Raw genomic sequence first — 20,852 nt, 5'->3', positions numbered from 1 at the left:
ACTGTGAGAACGAGCACTCCTACTATTCAGTAAGAACGAAAGCGAGGGAATGACGTTGCTATATGAACTGCGCATTTATACGATGCATGAGGGTAAAATGGAGGCCATTCAACAACGGTTCAGCGAGCATACACTCCGGATTTTTGAACGGCTGGGGATGAACGTCACCGAGTTCTGGATCGATCAAACAGGGCTTTCGAAGCTGTATTATGTATTGGAATATACGGACAAGGACGAACGTCAGCGGCAGTGGGACGCCTTCCGGCAAGATCCCGAGTGGATCGAGGCGAAACGCAAATCGGAGGAGAATGGACCCATCATTGAAAGCATTCAGGAAATTTTCATGAATCGAGCTTCATTTTTTGCGAAATAGCATAGAAAAGCCCGCCATTACTTGGCGGGCTTTCCAATTCGCAGCGGCAAATGAACTGCCTACTTGGTTTTCGTTCCAATCCTTCTGATCTTGGTCTCCATCGAGACTTCGAAGGACATTTCTTTATAAGCCGCTTCCCAGGCTTCCTTCGTTCTGATTTGCTTATTCCAGTATGCAGACTGCTTGGCGCGTACATATTCTCCGAAGCCAAAAATATCGCAGCCATCGTGCTGTGTTTGCTGGATGAACGCTCGAATCCCCGACTCTGCGTCCTTTTTAATTTTTTCCTCCAGCTTCTTCATATTTTCCTTCGTGATAAGTATTTCTTCGTTCGACTTTTCCTTTAAATTCCCTTCGACTTGGCATTTAATGATCGCATGTACCTTACCGTTCCTGATCTTCGTCGTTATTTTGGATTTCCGGTGCGTGGTTTGGTAAACGACCAAAGTTTCGGAGTCGGGCATTTGTTGAAGAATGCTATATCCGCTTGGGTTAATCTCTTTGACCGCCATATACTGGCCGATTTGCAGCGCCGTTGAGGAGCCTACCATTTTGTCGTTCCTGAAATAAGCCAGCCCGGCGATTTCGATATTCGATTCCTTCTTAAGTTCCAAATAAGGAATTATTCCTTCCTGGCCTTTGGCCGAACTGGCACTTAAAAACACACCCAGGAAAATGTTCGGCAGCTTCCCCATTTCTCTTGCATGCTCCAAAGTCGCCAACAAATACAAAGTAGGAACTCGCTCTAATTGCGGTGTGGCGTTCAATATATCAATCGCAAGCCCTTTGGATACGACCATCCAGACCGTTCTTCGAACTTGCGGCTGCCGGCGAAAGAAATCGTTCTCGTTCTGAATTCCCCTCTTGGCTACGGCTTCCGAGAGTACAATAACCCGCAAATGTCCGTAAAATAAACGATGCGAAAGCTGCTGCTGGAGATTCATCAGCGCATCATCAACCGTATGGCCGACGCTGCCCAGCACCCAAACCGGTTTCTGTTTGGACGGATTGCCGCCATCGCTGCCCGTTCCTAATGGAATGCGTCCCGGAACGGCAATTTGCACCGTTATTCGAATGAGATCCCTATTCGCGCCTTCATCCTGTTTCCGGATATGCGTAGCATTGCTGCTCTCCTTCTCATCGCCAGGCTTCGCCTCATCGATCCCGATCGCCAGAACGACGGCACGATCTTCGATTTCCAACCGGTCCCAGCAGCCTCCAAGCAAAGGAGCTATCAACACGAAAACAAGAATCTGTTTGATCAGATTTTGCCGCAAGTTGATCACCCCATCCAATCATCTATTCCATAATGTTATCTAAAAATGGAATTCTATGCATGGGAGGCGCCGACCAGCATCTTCATCAATTGATCCGCTTCAAGCGGCCTGCTGATCAGATAGCCCTGAATTTGATCGCAATGATACCTTTGCAGCAGTTGAAGCTGCTCCGGCTGCTCGACGCCCTCAGCGACGACAAACAGCCCGAGCTGATGCGCCATCAGGATAAGCGTAGAAACAATCACTTGACTGCGTTCGTCGTGATTCACGCGATCGATTAATGTTTTGTCCAATTTCATGCATTGTACGGGCAGCATGCACAAATATTTCATGGAAGAATAACCCGCCCCGAAATCATCGAGCGAAATAAGAAAGCCCATGGACCGCAGCTTGCCGAACACATCGATCACGCGCTCGACCATACCGATGGCCACGCTCTCCGTTACCTCCAATTCAAAATGAAACGGCTGTACCCCCTCTTCTTCAAACACATTCTGGATACACGCCAGAAAGTGGGGGTGAAGCAGTTGGGCGCCGGAAATGTTGATCGCGATCCGTATGCATACATGCTGCTGCTCATGCTCCCATCTCTTGAACTGCCGGCAAGCCTCACGCATGATCCATTCACCGACTTCATGAATCATGCCGGACGATTCCACAATCGGGATAAATTCAGCAGGAGATACCTGCCCAAGTACCGGGTTATTCCAACGCAGCAGCGCCTCTGCTCCCGTTATTTTTTTGCGCTCCGGTTCCCACTTCGGCTGGTAAACCAGCCGAAACTCTCCAAGCTCCAGCGCACTCTTCAGCTGCCTTTCGAGCAGCGATTTGCGGGCCCGCGGCGATTCGAACGCCGCGGAATACCATTGGTAATTGTTCTTGCCGGATTCCTTCACGTCCAGCATGGCCGTATCGGATTGCTTCAGCAATTGCTCGGCCGTAGTTCCATGATCTGGATATAGACTAATTCCAATACTGGCAGAAATAACGACATGTTGGCCCTGTATCAGGAACGGGTTGTGCAGACACTCCTTCAAACCGGCCGCCAGCTGCTCGATTTCCGTGGAAACCGAAATGATGCAGAACTCGTCGCCGCCCAAGCGGCACAGCCTTTCGCTATCCTTCACGCAAGCCCTCAGGCGCCGAGCAACTTGAATTAGAAGCAAGTCACCGACACTATGCCCCATCGTATCATTAATTGTTTTGAAACCGTCCAAATCAATGAACAGCACAGCGAACTGCGAACTTGTCCCCTTAGAAGTGCCAATCAGCTGCTCAAGCTGAAGATAGAACGCTTTGCGGTTCGCCAAGCCTGTCAACACATCGTGATGGGCTTGATACTGAATTTCCGATTGCGCATGCTCCAAGGACGACATCATATGATTCATAGACTTCTCAAGCTGCGAAATTTCATCGTTGCCGGAGACCCGTATGCGGATGGAAAAATCCTTGTCCATTTCAATCTTTTTCATACCGCCGATCACCCGGCTGAGTCGGATGAATATATTGTGTTCCAACAGAGCCATTGCAACGATGAATAGGGCAATTCCGGATAAGGTAAGGAAAATCAAAAAAAACTGCGTGTTTTTGCGCGCTTGCATATAGAGCTCTCTTGGAACTGAATAAGCCAGTAAAACAGCAGGTTTGCCCTCAATGTCGCTTAATAAAGCATAGCTCTTCATTGCATCCCCTTCGGTTGCCGTCCAAAATGGAATGTTCTGATACATCCGGATGTTCACGGTCGTACTAGAAGAAGGAACTTTGAACAAAGGTTCCACTAATGTGTACGTCAAGGGAATATCCGCTTTGGCCGAAATATACTGGATGTAACTGTCGTCCAGGAACCGGGCAAACAGCAGCGCCCCGCGGACAGGTCCCGCGTTATCGCTCGTCAAGATCGGATAGGAAGCGGCAATCATCGGCTTATGGTCAATCACGACCAAGCCTTCTTTGCGCGAATTGATATCCGAATGGGTTAGGAAAGAAGCATATTCTTTCTGTAAAGTTTGTATGTATGTATCCGTATTTGGCAGTCTCCTATTCCCGCCGAAATCATACGCTTTGGCAAAATAGACTTGCTTCTGATTATTCAACAGCACCGCAAGGTTGAGCCGGCTGGAAGTAAACAGAGCATCCGGATAATTGGCTGCCAAATAAGGATCGTTCATATCGAAGGGCGTTTCCTTTTGGATAAATTGATACGTTTCGTCCCAGCCTGAATAATTGATGGTCATAGCTCCAAGATTCGTATACTCGTCCGATAAAGCGATCAGCGCCCTTTTCATCCCTTCAAGGGAGTATTCCCGCTCCATCATCAAATAGTTACGAAGCATCATTCTGTCGGAAATGGTATAGAGGATCCCCATCAGCACCAGGGCGACAACTCCAACATACAGCATGAATTTACGGCGAAGTGACATACTCACACGCTTCCTTATTAATATCTGAAGGTATTTATATCGAGTGTTAGAGTTTCTATGTATAGGAAGCGCATTCCTCCAAATTTCGACAACAGCCATTATTATCCATAAACAAAGTATGAAAGAAGGGATCCGTGTGTTAGACAGAAAAAAAAGCCCCTGCAGCAGCAGGAGCAACCTCGTCTATTCGGACAACCAGTTAGCCAAATGGGTTTGCACGAAGGCATCATCGTTCAAATGCGGGTAGTCGCGATACATCCGGTCGATCTCTTCCACTTGCCCCGGGGACAGCTGTTCATGCGGATTGAGGCACCACGTGCCTTGCATCAGTCCCTGACGCCGCAGCACCTCATGAATGCCGGGGATGCAGCCCGCGAACGCGTGAGCCGGATCAAAGAAAGCCGCGTTCGTATCCGTAACTTCGATGTTGCGCGTGAACCAATCCAGCGCTATCCGTTCGTTTTTCCTCGCTTGTTTGATCTCATCCAGCAGCTCTACCGCTTTTTTCGTCCAAACCGCCCAATGACCTAGCAAGCCTCCGGCAATTCTTTTCTCAACCGGCTGGCCGTCGACCTGGAATCGGAATACGGTTAGCAAGTCATTCACGATATTATCGTCGTTGCCTGTGTACAGCGCGATTTTGTCGCGACGGTCCGAATAGCAGACGGCACGGGCCACATCAATCGTCTGATAGCGATTGAACGGCGCGATTTTGATCGCGATGATGCCGGGAATATTGGCAAACGCTTGCCAGAAATCAAAACTGAACACCTTGCCCCCGACCGACGGCTGCAAGTAAAAGCCGATTACCGGCATGCGCTCTGCGACCCTCGCCGTGCGCTCTAGAATTTGAGCCTCGCTCCACCCGCCGAGACCGCCCATCGACAGCAGGCCTGCGTCGTAGCCCAGCCCCACCGCCAAATCCGCTTCGTACAACGCCTGCTCCGTAGGGCCGCAAATGCCCGCTACTTGGATAAAAGGTCTCGCCAATGCAGCTCGTTTCACTTCTTCAGCCGCCATGCCCAGCACCTTCTCCAGCAAACGATGCTTCGGATCGCGAATTTCAAATTGCGTGGAATGAACCCCTACGGCGATGCCGCCTGCCCCGCTCGCGATATAATAACGGGTCAACGCCCGTTGGCTTCGTTCGTCCAGCAGCCTGTCGGCCCCCAATGCAAGCGGATGTGCCGGAATAACCAGACCGTCATGAAGCGCAGCTTCCTGCTGCACGGTTAGCTCCCGCCGAGTCGTCGCCATCAGAATTTCCCCTCTCTTTCTTGAAAATGCGTCGGCTTATTGATGGTCGCTCCGCCGTGCTGCACCCATTCCGCCACCCAGTCGAACATTTGCAGAAGCGAAACCCGCGGATATCCGTGGAGCTGCATGTTCTTGGACGCGTTACTCAGGAGCGCCGTAGACGACTCTTCGCCTTTGAATACAGGCTCGATGCCTAGTCTGAGGCCGAGCTGCTGGGCTGCATATTTAACCGAAATCGTTTCCGGTCCGGTGACGTTCAAGAAATTGGCCGGGCTCTGCGCCGCATCCAGGGATCGAAGCGCAATCTCATTGGCATCTCCTTGCCATATGCAGTTGAAATGGCCCATGGATAGGTCGATAGCGCGTCCATCTCGAATAGATTTGGCGATTTCTAGCAGCACGCCGTACCGCAAGTCAATGGCATAATTGAGCCGGTATATCAGCACTGGAGTGCCATTCTTGTGACTAAAGTGCTCGAACACGCGCTCACGCCCCAGACATGATTGGCCGTATTCGCCGACCGGGGCCGGGGCTACGCCTTCATGAGCGCCGCCGTAAGCGACGGGCGTGAAGGGGTACACATTGCCTGTCGAGAAGACAACGATGCGCGAGTCGCGGAATTTCTCGGCAACGCGTCCCGGCAAATACGCGTTCATGGTCCAGGTGAAATGTTCCTTGCCCGTCGTTCCGAACTTCGTTCCGGCCATATAGATAACATTCCGGACTTCGGGCAGCTCCTGCAGCGCTTGATCGTCAAGCAGATCGCAGGCAATGGTCTGAACGCCTAGCGCCTGCAGCTCGTCTTTTAATCCGGGTTCCGAGAAGCGCGATACGCCGTATACGGTTTTGTTCACGCCTGCTGCCGCAATGGCGTTCATCGCCAGCTTGGCGAGACTCGGCCCCATTTTCCCGCCGACGCCCAGCAGCATGATATCCCCTTGCAGCTCCTGCATAAAAGCGATTAATGCCGGCGACGGCTTCGCCATAACTTCGTCCAGTTCCTGCAGTGTTCGCATCCTTGCATTCCCCTCTCGTCATAACCAATTGGTGGTAATGAGGCAAGTATACAGGGGGTTTTATATAAAAGACAAATCTTTTAATTGTCTTTAAATGGACTCTTGGTAGACTGGTTACTGGTGGGGTACGACACTATTTGCGGCGATTGGATACTAGCGGGTGACGGCACTATTGGCGGGTGTTGGCACACGGGGCGGAACAGAATACTGGCGCGATAAGCTACTTTGGGTGGAAATTCGGATACCGGCGGGGATAAGGCACTCTTGGCGGGTGACGGCACACTAGTAAACTAGCTAACGGACACAGCGGCCGTTATTCGATGATCTTGCGACATTTGGGAATTCTAACGGACACTAGTGCCGCTATTCACCTGTTTTCACTCGATTTTGGCTGCGAAATCGGCAAATAAAGCCTTGGGTGTCCGTTAGAATCGGCACACCACGGTTTTCACGAGAATAACGGCTCCCGTGTCCGTTAGAATGCGTGCTGCATGAACTAACGGCTTATGGAGCAGGCAGCTGCCATGCCAGAATCTATATACTGGCGCGATAAGCTACTTTGGGTGGAAATTCGGATACTGGCGGGGATAAGGCACTCTTGGCGAAAATTCGGATACCGGCGGGGATAAGGCACTCTTGGCGGGTGACGGCACACTAGTAGACTAGCTAACGGACACAGCGGCCGTTATTCGATGATCTTGCGACTGTTGGGAATTCTAACGGACACCAGTGCCGTTATTCGCCTGTTTTCACTCGATTTCGGCTGCGAAATCGGCAAATAAAGCCTAGGGTGTCCGTTAGAATCAGCACACCACGGCTTTCATGAGAATAACGGCTCCTGTGACCGTTAGAATGCGTGCGATTTCAGGGGCACAACAACAAGCCCCTCCCGAAACTTCGCATAGGTGCGACCCGTCACACGTCCTCCAGAAAGGACAGCCGGAACAGCTGCTTGGGCCGGCCTTTGGGCACTTTGACCGATCCCGCTATCGTGATAAGGTCATGATCCATCCACTGCAGCAGCAGCCGGTGCGTGCTGCGAACGGTAATGCCGAGAATCGCCGCCAAATCGTGCACCTCGTATTCCAGCTTGCTCGTTCGCGCGACCGTAGCCAGCAGCCTGCTCAAGTAAGCGGAAGTCATCCCCGCTTCTTCGGCTTTCCGCAGCAGCGCGGGATCCGTCATCGACAAATCGCGGCTCAGCGAGTCCGCCATCTCCAGCGGACCGATCAGCGTTTTGTCCTCGCGCACGATGAAACAAGTGTTGCCGCCGGCCTCCTTGCAGCGGCGCAGCGCCAAGCGGGCATGCGTCCCCGCCTCATTCGCACTGCGTCCAAAGCCGATGCCCATGCTTAACGACAGCCCGAGCGACTTCCAAATCTCCCGGGCCAGAGGAACCGTTTTGTAACCGACGGTTTCCCGCTCAAAGATGCCCCGAGTCGTAAAAAACAAATACTCATCCCCGCCAAGAGGGGTCAAATAGCCGTCCAGCGATTCGACATAGTCGATCAGCATCCGATGAATGTCCAGCTTAAAGCGCTGAATATCATGCTCGGATCCTTTGAACCGGAGCCTTCTGCCGAAGTCGTCCACATTCAGCATGCCGACCAGAATTTGCGCTTCCTTGCTGCGCCTTGTTTCCGTGGAGAGCAGTGCGCGCTCCAGGACAACGGTTATATTTTGATCCGTCGGCTTAATCCATTCGCATGGAATTCCCCGCTCGCCAAGCTTGGCGGCAACCTCGCTCTCCGTCGTCAAAGCTCCCTGCGACACACCGCTTAGGAAAGCCTCCGCATGATAACGGACCAGCTCCTCTGCCGGCGGATAAGGCGGACCGTCATAAACGCGAAAAGCGCCGGGCGATTCCCCAATGTCTGCGGCGATGCGCCCGACAGCCGAAGTGGAGAACGAGTCGATGCTGTACGCCGCCTCGCTTCGCCCGGGCTGCACCCGCTTCTGGAGCCGGTACAGCGCACTGATGAAGCCCGTATCCGTTAACGGAACCGCGTGTACCGGCAGGTGCGTGATCACCTGGTCTTTGACTCTCCGGTACAAAGCCGGTCCGGTAACGAGCAGCGCCTCGACCTGATCCAGCAGAGCCGCAGCCGCAGCCGGCGCTTCTTCCTCCGAACAAATCCGGGCAACCGGATGAAGGGAAGGAAATGACGAGGTAATGACATGCAGCACCTGGTTAACCAAATCTTGCGATCCAAGCACGCCGATGAGAATCCGATTCGCATTTTCCATGACAGACGACTCCTTAACATGGGTAGTTAACCCATTATAACCATTAGCATTAAGTATGAACAAGGTATATGTGGGGCGAGCATCTTTGCGTAGGAACAAACAGGGTTGCCTAGAAGCTGCGCTGCAGCAACAGAGCGCAAGGCCACGACATGCCAGCCTATCGCTCTTGTTCATGAGGGCAACGCCGGTTACGACGCCTGCGGGTCGCGGGCGGTCTCCTCTCCTTCAAAATTTCTACCAAAAATTACCCGTTTCTATGCTATAATTAGACAATAAACAACATTATTCGCCAAACAGAAACTGAACGATCAGGAGGGAATTTGTGATAGCTGCAAGATGGTTGATAACAAGTTTGACACTCATCATCGTTATGCTCGTCATTCCTTGGCAGGCGCGAGCGAACGGTGATTCCAATGCGGATTTACAAAGTATTTATCAAGGCTCGGGAAGCCTGTCGCCGGGCTTTTCTTCCGGCGTTACGGAATATTGGGTGCGCATGCGCAGCACGGATCCGAACTATTACACGGCATTCATTTCATCCAATTCTTCTGCTTCAATCGCCTACTCGATGAATGGCAGCGCTTGGACACCGATCGGTTACAACGTCTCTACCGGCTACCTCTCTACCAATCGCGGTGATAATACGATGCAGGTGCAAGTGACGGCAACGGACGGTACGACAACCAAAACGTACACAATTCACATCTACTATCCGCAGGCGGACGATGCCGAATTATTCACGCTATCCCTGGATCAAGGCACACTGAGCCCTCCCTTCCAATCCGCCGGCACGTCCTACTCGGCGACGGTTCCTTATTCGACCAGCCATGTCGCTCTGACAAGCGTACTGAAGGACCAGGCTGCCACGATGGAAGTAAACGGTATCGCTGTATCCAGCGGAACGGCAACCGCTCCGATCCCATTGGATGTTGGCAGCAATACCATTACGGTTGTTACTCGCTCGCAAGACACGACTCAGAGCATGACCTATACGGTTGATGTCACTCGTTCAGCCCCGAGCACGAATTCGAATTTAAGCATGCTGGCCGTGACGGATTACGAGTTGACGTATCCCTTTCAGCCCGCTCAAACGGCCTATTATTTGCCCGAACTGGCATATGCAGCTGACCAAATCATTTTAACGCCTACGGTTTCGGATCCGAATGCGACGGTGGAAGTCAAAGCTAACGAAGCAGCCTATGCCGCTGTAAGCAGCGGTTCTCCAAGCTCGCCATTGCCTCTGGAAGTGGGCAGCAATGTGATTTCTGTGAAAGTAACAGCACAAGACGGCTCTTCCAAGGTTTACACCATAACGGTGAAACGGTTGAACAATGAAGCGCATCTAAGCAATTTAACCATATCTCCAGGTAACTTAAACGAGCAGTTCTCCAGCGACAAGCCGGATTATACAATGGCGGACGTTAGTTATTCCACCTCTAGCATAACCGTCACGCCTACGGCTGTTGATCCGGCAGGGGTTTATATCCGAATGAAGAACATAACCAATCCCAACTTCATCCCCGTAACTAGCGGGTACGGCATGAGTCTTCCCTTGGAGGAGGGAACGAATACGATTCTGGTGGAAGTTTGGGCGGAAGATACGAGCATCAGGAAGCAGTACACGATTACCGTAAAACGCAGAACCCCTTCGGGGAACTCTTTGAGCGGTCTAACCGCATCCTCGGGCAATCTCCAATTCGCCGAGCAAACGTCGGCGTATTCCATTACTGTCGGACAATCGGCTTCTTCATTGACGGTGCGCCCCGTGCTGTCGGCGGACAATCCGGATGCTTCGATCCGGGTCAGCTTGAATAACGGGGAATATTCACCCGTGCAATCCGGAACGGACAGCGATCCGTTATATTTACTGCCGGATACTCCGAATGTGATCCGTGTCCTGGTCACCGCGGAGGATGGGATAACGACACGTCTCTATACCATCTATGTGTCCCGGGCATATGCACCAATACTCGAACGTTGGGAAATGGAAGGAACGCAGGTCAAGCTGACGTTCTCAGACCCGCTGCTTAACGCGGTGACGGATGTGACCTATTATCAAATCTACAATGGGAATACCCCGCTCACCGTAACGGGAATTGTATACGCCGAAGGTGCTGCCGAGGTCAACTTGACGATCAGCGAGCAGCCGAATCCGACGGACCAACTCTTGTTCAATATCCTAGCCGGCGCGGTGACCGGCTCGAACGGCGAGACGAATGCGCCGATTCGGTTTTCACATGTGTATGGAACCGCACTGGAGCAGGCGCTCTATAGAATCCAATCATTCGACCACTCGCAGGACGGCATCCAGGTGAATGAAATCATCCAATACTTGATATCCCCTTATGGTCAGCTTGATGTGACCGGTGACGGCCAATTCGACAGGACCGACGTGCAGCAGCTGCTTCCGCACATTGCTCCGCTTCACGGCCATTCATATGAATAGATAGAAAATGACCGGCAAGCGCTCCCCGCTTGACCGGTTATTTTCTTTTGCCTTTGTGTCCAACATCTCAAAAAATAACTTGAAGTTATTTCCAAAAGTGATATCATATCAATATCACACTTCATGGGATTTCATTCAGATCGTGAAGCGAGCCCCCTTATTGGGCGGCAAATACATAGAACAAGGAGTGAAGGACATGGTCCATCAAGGCTCGATCATGGCAATGATCGTTCAAGTCATTATTGGAATTGCACTCATTCTTTTTCTGCTCCTTTACTACAAGCGAACGCTTCAAATCTCTTTCCGTGCGGTCGGTGCCGGCATCGTTGTCTTCCTTGTATTCTCGCAGGTTCTGGAACAACTGCTGCATGCTTACATGTTCTCAGGCAACCGCACCACAGCGCAATGGCTGGCCAACCCTTGGCTCATGGCCGTCTACGGCGGTCTTGCCGCAGGTATTTTCGAAAATGCCGGACGTTGGGTCGGGTTCTCGCTCCTTCTGCGAAAGCGCCAGGAGCGCAAAGACGGCATTGCGTTCGGGATCGGACACGGCGGCATGGAGGTGCTGCTGATTGGCGTCTTGCTGGGTATCGTCGGTATCGTGCTTGCTACCATGATGAACGCCGGTGTATTCGAGCAGTCCTTCGGCACCGAAGCGACGTCCGAGCAAATAGCGCTCTTCCAAGCCCTGAAAGACAAAATGCTGCAAACAACGCAGGTTGAATACTGGCTTGGGGCGTTCGAGCGAATTCCGGCGATAAGTATCCAGATGGCCTTATCTTTGATCGTTCTGTATGGCGTTCGGACGCGCAAGATCGTGTACTTGCTGTATGCGGTTCTGATCCATGCGTGTATCGATTTTTTTGCCGGCCTGTATCAAGCCGAGATGCTGCCGTTATGGTTCGTCGAAGTCATCGTGTGGGCCTGGGGGCTAGCCGCTATCTTCCTTGTCGGCAGATCTAAAGTCTGGTTCGCCCGATAACCGGTGTTCAGGTATCCCGCCCTGCGAGGCTCAAAGCCGAGGAGCCGGCCGCTCGATCGCTGCTAAGGCATGGGTATCTGCAGCGGGTCCAGGTCCCTCGTGACGACCGAACCGCTTGACTTTCAGAATTCAAACTGATAGCATGAATTTGTAATCGCGACCATTCGCGTTGCGATACACCCCTAAGTAAATACTAAGGTGACGGTTGGAGTCCTTGAGAAACCCGAACAATTGGATTGGCTCGTTAACGAGCTGATCTTATTGCTCGGGTTTTATTGTGTTCACCGGACTCGTCCGACAGGAGGAGGTGCCGTTCGCAGCTTACGGCCAAACAGCATGCAGCATAGGATCAGTCGTAAAGAATTGCCCACCAAAGGAGGTATTCGAATGTTTCGAGTTCAAGCATTGAGCCTTATGAAATGGCGATTGAAACTTCTCTTCTCTGTTGTTCTCTCCATCCTGATTGGGGGAATGTCCGTTATGCCCGCGTTCGCAGCAACACCTCAGAAAACCGTCAACGCTTCGGCAACGCTCGCTTATAACCTCAAAGGCCTTAAACACAACGTGGCCGTTCAAAAAGCCTATATTGCGTCAACGTATCTTTACGTAACCCAGCGGTCCGGGGGCACCTGCTATCTGTCCAGATTGCTCATTAACGGAACCGACGCCAACTACGTTGATGAAATGACCGTTACCAATGCGGGGCACTGCCAAACGCTGGATATGTACACCTACAACGACATTAATTATTTCTACTTCAGCTCCAAAGCAGACCCCGATACAACGAATTACTGGTCGCTTCAAGTAGCCAGACTTCAATACGCAGCCGGTGCGACCTATGATTATACGGATCTTCACCGCTTCACTTATATGAATTATGCCAATAAGACCGGCACGAGCTTAGGCGAGACGTACCGTGTGGACGCCGGCGGCAACAGCACGCATACGGTTTTCCGTGTGCAAACGAAGAACGGCGACGTCACATGGTCCATTTATGACACGGTCGCCTTGAACCAACTGCTTGACGCCAACGAGCAGGTCCGCATGGACAGTGCGGCGGCGATGAGCGCGTGCGTGACCAACTTTACGCAGTCGGGCACTGCGATCGTCAGACCGAACGAATCTTTCCAAGGCGCCGATCTGTTAGGAAGTACGGAAATCTATACGTCCGGCGGAGCGGAAACCGAAACGCCGCAGATTGCGATGATGTCCAACACCGGCGCATTCAAGACGCTTGTCCGTATTACAAATGTGGGAACGCATGAGATCGAAGGCGTACAGACGAAGAACAGCAACGTCTACTTTACCATCGTTACTGACCCCGTGAATAAAACAAATACCCAAAAAATTTATTACGTGCCTGACAGTATATTCCGGTAACCCGAAAGTTAGAAGGCCATCACAGATAAGCATGCTGGATTTGCAGCATGCTTTTTGGTTTGGGCTGAGTTCTAACTAATTGGCGTGAACTTTTCAGTTGCTTTCCCCCACTTCCATCCGGGATTTGTCCCTCTCTCTCGCTCACAAGCTGATGCTATATTGGTAGAAACGAAAGTGAATCAACGTGATCGGGAGGTCCATACACATGAGAAGCCACACTACGAGGAAGACGGTCAAACGCCCTTTCGCCTGCTATGAGGCCGGGCAGTTGGCGAGCATCCGCAGCAGGATTGCCGCACAGCCGGAGCTGCGGGAGGAATATGAGCGTCAGGTGATGCTATCCGATGCCTACGCAAGAACGGAGAAGTCTTTGCCTATTCACCTGAGAGGCGCTTTCCGAACGGATCCGTTCGTCTTCCGAACACCGGCGAACGCCGGATGGATCCGGATCGCTATCCATATTCGGGGGAAGGGCGAAGCCCGAATCAAACGGCTGCAGCTGACTCATTCGGAACGGGGACTTTCGATTCCGCTGTCGAACGGCGGTTTCGCGCAAGGGCTAGCCGGGTGGTCCGTTACGTCGCGTGCCTCTTCTAGCTCGGCTTTCTTCCAACCATCCGAGGCCCCCGGACAAGGGCACATCTTCTGTGCGGAGAACACCACCCATGACGACTGGGTTACTTTGGCTTATGCCGAAGCGGTTCCCGTACGTGCTCTGGAGCATTACAGCATTCAGAAGATGCTTCGCTTGGACGAACCTTTATCCTTAGGCGTGTTCGTGGAAGTCGAGTTTCTGGATGCCGCAGGGCTGCCCATGACCATGAAGCTTACATCGCCGCCATTTAACCGCAAGACGCCTACGATCTGGGCCGCCCTGCTGGAGACAGCCGGAGCGGATGCCAATGTCTATATGGTGACGGGGGATGCGGCATATGCGGAGCGAGCCAAGCGGAAGCTCCTGTACATGCTGCCGGATATGTGCCAAGGCATGGATATATTCAAGGCGACAGGCTGGCATGTGGATGATAACTACGGAGCGGTCCATATCGGACGGGGCATCGCGGTGCTCTCGGTCATCTATGACCAGATCGCGGATTCCGGGGTCATTCCGCAGGAGGAAGACGCCGGAATCCGGTCGCACTTCCGTTACATGGCCGGACTGATGATGGATACCGGCTATTACCGGTTCGATCTGGAGCAGTTTGCGGATGAGAAGGGAGGCAAGCGCAGCAACTGGAATGCGGACCGCGCCACAGGCCTCGGCATCTATGCCTTGGTCTTCCCCGAGGAGGAGCAGGCGGACGCTTATCTGGCGCATGCCTGCGCCGTCGTCGATTGGCAGCTGGACCATGTGGTCGATCGGGACGGCGCATGGCCGGAAAATATCCGCTACCACGGCGCTGTGCTGCACCGCTACTTTCTATTTTTCACGCTGCTGCAGCGTCTAAGGGGGATTGATTATTGGTCCCGCGACAAGGTCAAGAACATGTACCGGTTCTTAATCGGCACGGTGACCCCGAAGGATGCCGTTCATGGCGGTCCGGGACGGGCATCCGCCCTCCTATCTCCTGCTGTCGGCGATTCGACGGTAGATGACCAGTGGTTCCGATTGTTCGCCTATGCCGCCCCTTTCTACGCGAATTCGGATTCGCGGCTAAGCCGGGAGATGATGTGGACTTGGCAGCATGGCGGCGGCGTGGTCCGGGATACGGGTGCACATCCCTGCACACTGCTCGCGCTTCTCTATCCGCAGCCGGAGCTTGCGCAGGAAGCGCCGGATCTGGCATCCGTTCATTATGAGGGGATCGGGTATGTCATCTTCCGGCAGCATTTCGGTAAGTGGAACCGGGAGAACTATGCTATTTTCGAGACATCCCCGCTCACCTATCATGCTCATCATGATGAAGGCCATTTCTCCCTATGGGCCAACGGCACCCCTCTGACCCTGGATCCCGGAACGGGCGGATATTACAACGGAGACCGTCACTGGTATGTGAACGGCCATGCGCATAACGTGGTTCAGTTCACGGACGAGGCGGGCACTGTGCAGAACGGACCGTTTCAGAGCATTTGCGAGGAGGTCGTCTTCTCGGAGCAGCTGGATTATGTCCGCAGCTTCATCCCGGATGTGAATGCCGATGCCTACCGCCGCCACTTCGCTTATGTGAAAGCCGGCGCCGACGTCTATATCGTCTGGGATCATATCCGCAGCCAGAGAAGCAGCGTCTGGAATCTGCATGCGATGAGCTCCTCGTCGGAGGTACAGGGGAATCGCATCACGGCACACGGCTTGAATGATATGAAACTGGAAGTCACCTTCCTGCAGCCGGACAGCCTTTCGGCAGCTACGGATTTGGGAGCTGTATCCGGCGGTTATCCGTTAGCGGCGCAGGAACATTTTCGAATAAGCGGCGATAGCGGCAACGATTATTTGGCCTTGCTTTATCCGAGATCGGGTGCATCGTCGGGGCTGACCGTTACCGTACTTGATAGTCCGGTTGATCCCGAATCATCAGATTGCAGGATGTACAAGGTGCTCCGGGACGAGCAAGTATTGTTCCTCCTGCTTGTGAACGGAGCGGAACATGCACAAGCGTATTCCGTTCCATCCCGTTCTCCGGTATGGAGCCTCCATGACAAATCCCTTCATCCTCCGGATGCCAACGGGCACTGCAGCATTGAAGTAGCCGGCGGTAGACTGGCCATTCTTATGGAATCCATATCCGGATAAACATACGGATAAACAAACAAGGTCAATCGACATCATGTCGTTTGACCTTGTTTGTTTTACCTATGCATGGATAACTTCCAATCGAATTACGTTCCAGGAAGCTTTGGACAGGCGGGCATGAATATGTCCGTCCTCGCATCTTGCGCTCCCGCGATTATGCGGGATAACCTGGTCCGGATGTCCCTTGGTATTGGTCGCTTTCAGATTGTCATGCTCAAGCACCAAATGCTCGACCAGTCTGACTTTACCGAAGCTGCGAAGATTAATATCCAGGTCCAGCGTATCTTGAAGATGCCGGTTCACGGCGAAAACCGTAATTTGATTTTGCTCCTCGTTATAGACGCTAATGGCTTCCAAATAAGGTACGTCCGTATAATCTTTGGAGTCGTACTTAGGCGAGCGGATGACAGGGTGCAGCACTTTCCCTCTGCCGTATAGGGAAGCATGGAGGTACGGATAATACGTCGTTTGCAGCCAGAGAGGTCCTCCGTTCTCGGTCATAATAGGCGCAATGACATTGATCAACTGAGCCAAACAAGCCATTTTCACCCGGTCCGCATGCTTGAGCATCGTAATTAAGCAGCAGCCTACCACAAGAGCGTCCTCAAGGGTATACGTATCCTCGAATTCGGGCGGCGCCACCTGCCAGCGCTCATCCGCCCGGCTGGTGCCGATCGAATTCCATACGTTCCATTCGTCCAAGGAAAGATACAGCTTCTTTTTACTCCGCTTCTTGGCTTTGACATAATCGCAGATGGAAGCTACAGTCCCGATGAATTGATCCATATCCATCGAACGGGCAAGAAAATTGTCCGAGTCGTTCGCATTATTGTTGTAGTACGTATGCAGGGACAAATAATCGACTTGATCATACGTCAGATCCAGAACGGTTGCTTCCCAATCCGCGAAGGTCGGCATCCCGCTGCTGGAGCTCCCGCAAGCGACAAGCTCCAGATTCGGGTCCACCCACCGCATCACTTTCGCCGTTTCATTGGCTAACCGGCCGTACTCGACTGCTGTCTTGGCGCCGATTTGCCAAGGGCCGTCCATCTCGTTGCCCAAGCACCAGGTTTTGAATTTGTGAGGCTCCTTGTAGCCGTGAGAAATGCGCAGGTCGCTCCAATAAGAGCCGGATGGATGGTTGCAGTACTCCACCAGATTCCGCGCAGCATCCACGCCACGGGTACCGAGATTAACCGCCATCATGACCTCTGTGCCGGCAAGCTTGGCCCACTCGGCGAATTCATTCGTTCCGACCTGATTGGTTTCCGTCGTCCACCAAGCCAGCTCCAGCTTGCGCTTGCGCTCCGATTGCGGACCGACGCCATCCTCCCAATTGTAGCCGGAGACGAAATTCCCTCCGGGATATCGAATGATGGGGACTTGCAGCCGCCGAATGACCTCCAAAGCATCTCTGCGGAAACCCCGCTCGTCAGCCGTTGGATGGGAGGGCTCATAGATCCCTCCATACACCGCACGGCCCAGGTGTTCAATGAAAGAACCGTATATTCTCGGATCAACCTCTGCCAGAATGAAGTCTTTGTCTACAATCATGGATGCTTTCAGTGCCACTGCTCATTCCCCCAACGAATTATTGAATAATCCCTTTCAGCGTGAAGCTGTATGCATAGCTGCGGTTTGCGTAAAGCGTAAACTCAGGATGCGTCTTCGACAACCAGCTGTCGTCGCCGCCAACCCCCATCTGCCGGTAGTTCACGCGCAAAGCGACTTTGTCGCTGAGAGGCAGCTTGTACAGATGATCGTGCGCTTCCAATTCAGCCGGCGTATACGGCAGCGCGTTCAGTTCCACGGCCGGGGCGCCTTCGATCCGCAATCCGATGCCGTCGGCACGGGTGAGTTCCGCCCATCGCACCTCCGTTTTGTTCCCGCATTCCTGAGGGCGCAAATACGGCACGTATTGGTCAGCTACTTTCCCCTCATAAATACCTAACCTTGCACTTTCGGCGCGATCCCAATGATTCTCATGCGGGCCTTTGCCGTACCACTTCAGGTTCTCCAGGCTGCCGTCAAGCTGGAACATCATCCCGATCTCCGGAATTTCCGGCAGGTTATGGCCTGGCTGCAGCTCTTCGCGAATGCGAATCTCGCCGTTGCCCAACACGGTATATTGCAAGTGACACAATGAACTGCGTGTCGTCGGCAGCAGATACGATACCGCGATTTCAACCTTATGTGCATAGGTCTGAATATGCATGTCATGCAGTTGGCGCTCTTGTCCGGCTTCCCTCCAAGCGGCGCTGCGTTCAGGGAGCTTGTTCCCTTTATCGTTGTCGATGCTTGCCCGCCAGAAGTTAGGCCTCGGCGACTCTTTCATCAGCTCGACGCCTTGATAACGGTAAGAAGTCATATCGCCTGTCAGCTTGCTGAAAGTCACACGGAAATCCGCTCCGAATGCCATAAATGCGGCTTCCGTCTCTTCCGTCCGGAGGGGATGAGAGACCGCTTGTTGTGCCGGACGCGTCTTAACAGGGAGCACGTACTGTTCGAACGCCACCTCGTGACCTGCAGGCGCCCACGCCTGCTCGGCTTTCTCCACCAGTCTTACGGTCAATGTGCACTCTTCACCGTCGCGCATATCGGCAGGCTGTTCATAAGGAATTATAATTTCTACAGCATCTCCTGCTTCTGCAGCCAGTGCGGCATCCCCTTCCTGGATCGGCAAGCCGTTTCTCGCCACTTCCCACTTACAATCATAATCGATCAGGTTCGTAAACAAATAATTGTTCGTAACGCGAATCCGCCCTTGCTGTAAATCAACCGCCTCGAGCTTGACGTTCTGATAACATTTTTTCACTTCGTACAATTTGGGGGTTACCCGGCGATCTGCGAACAAAAGACCGTTCCCGCAAAAAGTGCCGTCGTTCGGTGTATCGCCGAAATCTCCGCCATAAGCCAAATACGCGGTGCCTTCCGGAGTTGTCGTACGAATAGCCTGGTCGATCCAATCCCAGATAAAGCCTCCCTGTAGAATCGGATATTGATCAAACAAATCGGTATATTTGACAAGATTCCCGCTGGAATTGCCCATGGCATGGCTGTATTCACACAGGATGAAAGGCTTCTTCGGGTTGGAGCGCGCATACTCCTCAACTTTGTGCGGCGGCGTATACATCTGGCTTTCCATATCGGAAGCCGCGTCCGATTTGCGGCAGCGCGTGACGCCTTCGTAATGAACGAGACGGGTCGGATCATTGGATCGGAAGAAATCGTGCATGCGGATGAAATTGTCCCCGCCCCAGGATTCATTGCCTAACGACCAGATGACAATGGACGGATGGTTTTTATCCCGCTGAAGCATCGAATTCGCCCTGTCGAGGACATTAGCCGTCCATTCCGGCTTACTCGCCGGGACGGTCCATCCTTCCTCTTCCTGGAAATTGGACCAGCTGCCGTGTGTCTCCAGATTCGTTTCATCGATCACATAGAGGCCATATTCGTCACACAAATCGTACCACAGCGGATGGTTCGGATAATGGGAAGTGCGGACGGCATTGATGTTATAAGCTTTCATCAGCTGAATATCGCGCACCATATCGTCATACCCGATGGCGCGGCCGGTCTCGCAGTTAAACTCATGGCGATTCACGCCTTTGAACAGGATGCGCTTGCCGTTGATTTTCATTAAGCCGTCGGCCAGCTCGAACCTGCGGAACCCGACGCGGCAGCTCACCGCTTCAACGAGCTCCCCCGAACGATCCTTCAGCGCCAGTACCAGCGTGTACAGATTCGGCGTCTCGGCGGTCCACTTCAGCGGGTTCTCCACGCTTGCGCCTAACTGCAGCTGCCGTTCTTGTCCGTCGTTCAACTCGACGTCCGCCGTCAGCGGCGCCAGTACGCGGTTCCCCGCCTTGTCATACAGGCTGGCTTCCAGCGTGTGGCTTCCCAGACGCTCGCCGAACGCATTCGTCACCGTCGCTTGGATGTGCAAATGGCCGTGCCGGTATGCGTCATCCAGATCGGCAACGACACGGAAATCATACACATGCGCTTTCGGCGTGCTGTACAGGAAGACGTCGCGGAAAATGCCGCTCATCCGCCAAAAGTCCTGATCCTCCAGCCAACTGGCATCGCTCCAGCGATAGACTTCAACAGCCAGCTTGTTCTCGCCGTCAAGCAGATAAGGGGTGAGATCGAACTCCGCCGGAGTAAAGGAATCTTCGCTGTAACCGACCATTTCGCCGTTCACCCAGACGTAGAAGGCGGATTCCACCCCCTGGAAGCTGATATAAACTGGCTGGCCATGCCAAGCTTCCGGTACAGTGAACGTTCGCGCATAAGAACCGACGGGATTATACTTCGTCGGGGCGAACGGAGGCTTAATATCCTCTTTCCCTTCCCATGGATACCTGACATTCGTATACTGCGGATAATCGTAGCCCTGCAGCTGCCAATGCCCCGGCACTTGAATGTCGTCCCAACCGCTCGTATCGAAGCCGGCTTCGTAGAAAGGGACGATCCGCTTGTCCGGGTTCTCGGCGAAGCTGAATTTCCATAAGCCGTTCAGCGAAGCCGTATAGTTCGAGCCGCTTCTGTCCCCCTTCAGCGCTTCTTCCAACGTCGCGAACGGCATTAACGTCGCGTGAGCCTGCATTCGGTTCAATTGGAATATTTCCGGGTTGTTATTCCATTCGGGATACCCGTTCTTCGGGGGCACATAAGAAAACTTATGACGCATGACTTGCACCTCATTTGCTAGATTTGA

The 20,852-nt window shown here is 52.9% G+C and carries 12 protein-coding genes; 5 read left to right on the top strand and 7 right to left on the bottom strand.

Annotated features, from left to right (window positions below; translation table 11 throughout):
• The first annotated feature begins 49 nt into the window (after nucleotides 1-49).
• Nucleotides 50-373, top strand: coding sequence for an NIPSNAP family protein (locus J2X61_RS11435; RefSeq protein WP_274469977.1), 324 nt, complete (start codon nucleotides 50-52; stop codon nucleotides 371-373).
• Between the two features lie 59 nt (nucleotides 374-432).
• Here the strand turns inward: J2X61_RS11435 and J2X61_RS11430 are convergent, their stop codons facing one another.
• From J2X61_RS11430 to J2X61_RS11410, 5 genes are all read right to left on the bottom strand, one after another.
• Nucleotides 433-1,659, bottom strand: a complete 1,227-nt coding sequence (locus J2X61_RS11430; RefSeq protein WP_310188067.1) for a Ger(x)C family spore germination protein — start codon at nucleotides 1,657-1,659, stop codon at nucleotides 433-435.
• 44 nt (nucleotides 1,660-1,703) lie between these two features.
• Entirely contained in the window at nucleotides 1,704-4,070 is a 2,367-nt protein-coding gene (locus tag J2X61_RS11425) for a bifunctional diguanylate cyclase/phosphodiesterase (RefSeq protein ID WP_310187859.1), read from the bottom strand.
• A gap of 183 nt (nucleotides 4,071-4,253) precedes the next feature.
• On the bottom strand, nucleotides 4,254-5,327 hold the full coding sequence (locus tag J2X61_RS11420) for a dihydrodipicolinate synthase family protein (protein WP_274469980.1): 1,074 nt from the start codon (nucleotides 5,325-5,327) through the stop codon (nucleotides 4,254-4,256).
• Nucleotides 5,327-6,343 carry an NAD-dependent epimerase/dehydratase family protein gene (locus J2X61_RS11415; RefSeq protein WP_274469981.1) on the bottom strand — a complete coding sequence of 339 codons (1,017 nt, stop codon included), beginning with the start codon at nucleotides 6,341-6,343 and terminating at the stop codon, nucleotides 5,327-5,329. Before J2X61_RS11415 ends, J2X61_RS11420 begins: the two co-directional genes overlap by 1 nt.
• A 915-nt stretch (nucleotides 6,344-7,258) precedes the next feature.
• On the bottom strand, nucleotides 7,259-8,590 hold the full coding sequence (locus J2X61_RS11410; RefSeq protein ID WP_310187857.1) for a hypothetical protein: 1,332 nt from the start codon (nucleotides 8,588-8,590) through the stop codon (nucleotides 7,259-7,261).
• 322 nt (nucleotides 8,591-8,912) lie between these two features.
• On the opposite strand from J2X61_RS11410, the gene J2X61_RS11405 reads away from it, so the two are divergent.
• From J2X61_RS11405 to J2X61_RS11390, 4 genes are all read left to right on the top strand, one after another.
• Nucleotides 8,913-11,036 carry a cadherin-like beta sandwich domain-containing protein gene (locus tag J2X61_RS11405; protein WP_310187856.1) on the top strand — a complete coding sequence of 708 codons (2,124 nt, stop codon included), beginning with the start codon at nucleotides 8,913-8,915 and terminating at the stop codon, nucleotides 11,034-11,036.
• 196 nt (nucleotides 11,037-11,232) lie between these two features.
• Nucleotides 11,233-12,018 carry a YhfC family intramembrane metalloprotease gene (locus J2X61_RS11400; protein WP_274469986.1) on the top strand — a complete coding sequence of 262 codons (786 nt, stop codon included), beginning with the start codon at nucleotides 11,233-11,235 and terminating at the stop codon, nucleotides 12,016-12,018.
• A gap of 387 nt (nucleotides 12,019-12,405) precedes the next feature.
• Nucleotides 12,406-13,398: a helveticin J family class III bacteriocin gene (locus J2X61_RS11395; protein WP_274469988.1), complete on the top strand. Its 993-nt coding sequence runs from the start codon at nucleotides 12,406-12,408 to the stop codon at nucleotides 13,396-13,398.
• A 205-nt stretch (nucleotides 13,399-13,603) separates the two neighbouring features.
• The gene (locus J2X61_RS11390) at nucleotides 13,604-16,129 is read left to right on the top strand and encodes a heparinase II/III domain-containing protein (protein WP_310187854.1); all 2,526 of its coding nucleotides are present in this window, start codon (nucleotides 13,604-13,606) and stop codon (nucleotides 16,127-16,129) included.
• Between the two features lie 60 nt (nucleotides 16,130-16,189).
• On the opposite strand, the gene arfA is transcribed toward J2X61_RS11390, so the two are convergent.
• Together arfA and lacZ are read right to left on the bottom strand one after the other, a co-directional pair.
• Complete coding sequence (gene arfA, locus J2X61_RS11385; protein WP_396135438.1) at nucleotides 16,190-17,683, bottom strand: arabinosylfuranosidase ArfA; 1,494 nt, start codon at nucleotides 17,681-17,683, stop codon at nucleotides 16,190-16,192.
• Between the two features lie 37 nt (nucleotides 17,684-17,720).
• Complete coding sequence (gene lacZ, locus J2X61_RS11380; protein ID WP_310187852.1) at nucleotides 17,721-20,825, bottom strand: beta-galactosidase, LacZ type; 3,105 nt, start codon at nucleotides 20,823-20,825, stop codon at nucleotides 17,721-17,723.
• Nucleotides 20,826-20,852: the final 27 nt, after the last annotated feature.

This window comes from Bacillus sp. 3255 (genome assembly GCF_031456485.1).
GTDB lineage: Bacteria > Bacillota > Bacilli > Paenibacillales > NBRC-103111 > Paenibacillus_E.
Note: the sequence above shows the minus strand (reverse complement) of the source record. Positions and strands in the feature narration are given on the sequence as shown.